Raw genomic sequence first — 3,885 nt, forward strand, 5'->3', positions numbered from 1 at the left:
CCCCCGCCGGGTCCCCCTTCTCGACGGGCCCCCGCCGGTCSCTCGGCGTCCGCCGCCTCGGCGTCCGCCGTCCCGCGTCGGCTGACCGGCCGGAAGGGGGGTCGGACTCTCCGCCCGGCGCCCGCTCCACGCCGAGCAGTCGGAACAGGCTGCTGCGCAGCGCCCGACGGGCCTCCTCGGGGGAGAGCCGTCCGGCGTCGGACTCGCCGCTCGCCGCGTGGGCCAGGGCGATCGTGGCGGCGACGAACCAGTCCGGCGAGGTGTGCCCGTCGAACTCCCCGCTCGCCTGCCCGCGCCGCACGACCCGCCCCAGCAGGTCGGCGACCGGAGCGTGCCGGGCCCGGTCCTCCTCGGCGCTCGCGGGCAGCGAGCCGGCCTGCTGCGCCAGCGCCGGGTAACGCCCGGCGATCCGCTCGGCGGCGTCGAGCAGCCGCAGCAGCGCTTCCGCGGCCGGTCCGGAGTCGGGGGCTGCCTCCTCCATCGCGGCGACGGTCTGCTCGGTGAGGTGGTCGACCACCGCGGCCAGCAGCCGTTCGCGGGAGGGGAAGTGGGCGTAGACGGTCTGCCGGGTCACCCCCGCGGCCCGGCCGACGGCTTCGATGCTGGCCTCGGGTTGCACGTTGAGCAGCCCGAGCGCCGCGTCGAGGATCGCGGCCCGGCTGCGGCGGGCGTCGGCACGGGGGTGCGGGTTTCGTGAACGCGCCATCTCTTACACCTTGTCAATATTCTAGGGGCCGTCATATCTTACAGGGTGTAAGAGTTCGGGAGAAGGGATCGCCATGAGACCGTTCGACACCACCGACCCGCAGGGCTTCCTCACCGCGTTCTTCACCGCGTTCCACCACGACCTGGTGCACGGTGAGGAGGACACCGAAACCGTCGTCGACCGTTACCACACCCCGGACGTCGTCCAGTTCGCCGACGGGCACCGCATGGACCGGGGCAAGCTCATCGCGCACACGCGGCCCACCCGCAAGCACAAGCCCTCCCTCGCGGTGGAGATCCACGACGCGCTGGCGGACGGCGACCGGATCGCCGCCCGCTACACGCTCCACGTGCACGACCGCAAGCGGGACCTGGACGTCGACGTCTCCTTCTTCGGCCGGTTCGCACCCGAAGGGCGCCTGCGCAGCGCCCACATGCTCACGCGCACGCGCCCACTGGAGCAGGGGGGCGCCGCATGATCACGCGGACCTACACCGTGCTCGGCATGGCCTGCGGTCACTGCGCGGGCTTCGTCACCGAGGAACTGCGAGGCCTGCCCGGCGTGACCGCCGTCGCGGTCGACGTCGAGGGTGACTCCGTCACGGTGACCAGCGCCCACGCGCTCGACCTCGGCGACGTCCGTGCCGCCGTCGACGAGGCGGGCTACGAACTCGGCGCGGGCGAAGGGGGGTAAGCCTCGGCGCGAGTGCGGCGGCGCCAGTGGTGCGCCGTCACCGACGAGCATCGCGTCGTACTCGCTGCGGCCCAGACCCGGCGGGACACCCGCGACGACCGCCAGCCGCCACATTCCGGAGGGCAGGGAGAGCCACACGACGACGGCCGCCGGGCGCCGTGCCCAAGCCGGGACACCGGCAACCGTCCGGCTGCGCGCCCGGCCGGCCCGGTGGGTCTCCGCCTGGCCGAACGCGGCACCGGGCGCTATGCGAGGCTGCCGCGCTCGCGCATCGCCAGGGTGCGCAGGATGGCGGCGACCCGGTCTCCGGACTCGTCCGCCGCGTCGATGGCCTCCATGCACTGCCAGTAGAGCGCCTCGTCCTCGGCGGTGACCGCGACACCCACCAGCGCGACCCCCGCCTCGCCGAGGAGGGCGCCCAGGTCGTCGAGGGTACGGCGGGGGTCGTCGATCGCGGACAACTGGGCCGCGCGGACGCCACCGGCGCGCGGAACGGTGTGGTGTCTGGATCCGCCGGCCCGGGTGCCCACCTCGCTCAGGCCCAGCGCCTCCGACCGCACCGCCGGAGGACCGCTGACCGCGAGATGGCTGCCCACCGCCACGGCGAGGGCCTGGGCCTGCCAGGCTTCCGTCACGATCTGGGCGACGTCGGCGCTGAGCGCGAGCGCCTGCCGTGTGGCGGCGATGAGCCGTACAGCATCCATCTGCTTCCCCCTCACTGGTCGCTACCCAGCGTGACTGTCAATGGCCAGCTCCGCCAGGGGGTTTCGGGATTTTGTGGATAAAAAGGCTCGTGTGGATAACTCCGTCACTCCATAGAGTGACCGGTTCCGGGCCTCGGGAAACGCGTTTCGTTCCTCTCGATCTTTGCTTCCAGCGCTGCGAGGGGGTCGACCCCCACCACGTGGCAGAACTGGAGGAGGTAGGCGAGCACATCGGCGACCTCGTCCTCCACCCGTGCCGCCGACCCGCCCTCCGCCATCACCCGCGCCGACTGCTCGGGGGTCAACCACTGGAAGATCTCCACCAGTTCGGCGGCCTCGACGCTCAGGGCAGCCGCCAGGTTCTTCGGCGTGTGGTACTGCCCCCAGTCCCGTTCCGCCGCGAACCGTGCCAGGCGCTGCTGGAGCCCGACCACGTCGCGAGCTCCCGCGCCTGCGCGCGCGCCGCCGTCTCCGCCACTGTCTCCGTGCGCGCCACTGTCTCGGTGCGCGCCGCCGTTGCCGTATGTGCCGTCGTGCGTCTCGTTCACGCCCCCAGGTCTACCAGGCACACTTCCTCCCGCTTCGCGGCCTCCCGTGCCAGGAGGCCGCTCGGTGCCCCCGTCGCCAGCAGCCGCACATGGCCCCGCTCGCTCATCCGGCTCGCCAGCGCCATCACCGCGGCCGTCTGGCGCTCGTCCAGCCCACGGTCGGGGCCGTCCGCCAGTACCGCCATCGCCCGCCGGGCGGCAGGCACCTCGTCCACGGTGTCCACCGACAGCACGCCGGGTCCCGTCAGCAGCACCAGCGCGAGGGCCAGGAAGCGCAGTTCGCCGTCGCCGAGCCATGCCACGGGTGTCACGGTGCCCGCGTCCCCCTGTTCCAGCACGGCCCGCACCAGGCCGGGCCCGCACTCCTCGGCCCGCAGTTCGGCCCTCGTGCCCGCACAGCCTTCGCGTACCGCCGCCAGCAGTGCCGCGTGCCGGGTGGCGCACTCCGCTCGCGTGCGGCGCAGCACGTCGGCGAGGTTGGCGCAGTCGCCGCGCAGCATCCCGTCCGCCACCGCGACCGGCTCCCGCATCCTGGCCGGTACCGGGTCGCAGCCGAAGGCCGACCGCAGGGCGACGACGACCTGCTCGGCGGCCTGGAGCAGCGCCCGCTCGTCCCCCGTCGTGCCCGCCATGCGCAGCGGCAGCAGCGGGAGGGCCAGCCGGTCGTCGGGGAAGGGGGTGCGCAGGGCGCGGGCCGCTCCCGCCGCCCGGCAGGTGGCCTCGACGGCGCGCCGCGCCGGGTCGCGCAGCGCGGTGGCCAGCAGCGTGCTGCCGTGTTCGTCGGTCAACCGCTCACCGACCACGCGCAGTTCCGGTTCCGCCTGCACGGCGACGTCGAAGCGCAGCGCCCCCGCGGGTCCCGCCACGGCGCAGCCGAGCCGGAAGCCGCGCCGGCCCTGCCGGTCCGGCCTGGCGGACTGCGGTACGTACGGGGAGGGCTCGCCGCGGCCGGACGCGAAGACGTCCTCCAGCGCGGCTCCCGCAGCGAGCCGGGCCAGGGACGCGTAGCCCTGGAGCACGCTCGTCTTGCCGCTCCCGCTCGGCCCCGTCACCACTGTCAGCGGCCCCAGCGGGACGCTCCGCGCCCGCAGTACCCGGAACGCCGACAGGTGCAACGCGGTGACGACCGGTGCGCGCACGGTTCCTCTGTCCCGCACGGCCGGTCCACCTGCCACGGTCGGTCCGCTCGGCCCACCCGGCCTACCCGACCCACTCGGCTCACCCAGCCCACTCG

At 74.2% G+C, this 3,885-nt stretch carries 6 protein-coding genes; 2 read left to right on the top strand and 4 right to left on the bottom strand.

The window, feature by feature from the left end:
* Positions 1–706 (bottom strand): TetR/AcrR family transcriptional regulator (locus AB8Z75_RS32710; protein ID WP_369208417.1); only part of this gene is annotated, 706 nt, incomplete at its 3' end.
* 73 nt (positions 707–779) lie between these two features.
* Between AB8Z75_RS32710 and AB8Z75_RS32715 the strand changes: the two genes are divergently transcribed.
* Both AB8Z75_RS32715 and AB8Z75_RS32720 read left to right on the top strand, forming a co-directional pair.
* A complete protein-coding gene (locus tag AB8Z75_RS32715; protein WP_369208419.1) occupies positions 780–1,184 on the top strand; it encodes a nuclear transport factor 2 family protein in 405 nt (134 codons plus the stop codon).
* Positions 1,181–1,399, top strand: coding sequence for a heavy-metal-associated domain-containing protein (locus AB8Z75_RS32720; protein WP_369208421.1), 219 nt, complete (start codon positions 1,181–1,183; stop codon positions 1,397–1,399). The genes AB8Z75_RS32715 and AB8Z75_RS32720 overlap by 4 nt, the downstream gene beginning before the upstream one ends.
* Positions 1,400–1,644: 245 nt before the next feature.
* Here AB8Z75_RS32720 and AB8Z75_RS32725 read toward each other — a convergent pair whose 3' ends face one another.
* The 3 genes from AB8Z75_RS32725 to AB8Z75_RS32735 form a co-directional block, all read right to left on the bottom strand.
* Complete coding sequence (locus AB8Z75_RS32725; RefSeq protein WP_369208423.1) at positions 1,645–2,103, bottom strand: DUF6099 family protein; 459 nt, start codon at positions 2,101–2,103, stop codon at positions 1,645–1,647.
* A gap of 104 nt (positions 2,104–2,207) precedes the next feature.
* Positions 2,208–2,537, bottom strand: a complete 330-nt coding sequence (locus tag AB8Z75_RS32730) for a nucleotide pyrophosphohydrolase (RefSeq protein WP_369208426.1) — start codon at positions 2,535–2,537, stop codon at positions 2,208–2,210.
* Between the two features lie 110 nt (positions 2,538–2,647).
* Positions 2,648–3,808: an AAA family ATPase gene (locus AB8Z75_RS32735; RefSeq protein WP_369208425.1), complete on the bottom strand. Its 1,161-nt coding sequence runs from the start codon at positions 3,806–3,808 to the stop codon at positions 2,648–2,650.
* Positions 3,809–3,885 lie beyond the last annotated feature (77 nt).

Origin of the sequence: Streptomyces sp. PU-14G, assembly GCF_041028275.1 — a bacterium.
GTDB lineage: Bacteria > Actinomycetota > Actinomycetes > Streptomycetales > Streptomycetaceae > Streptomyces.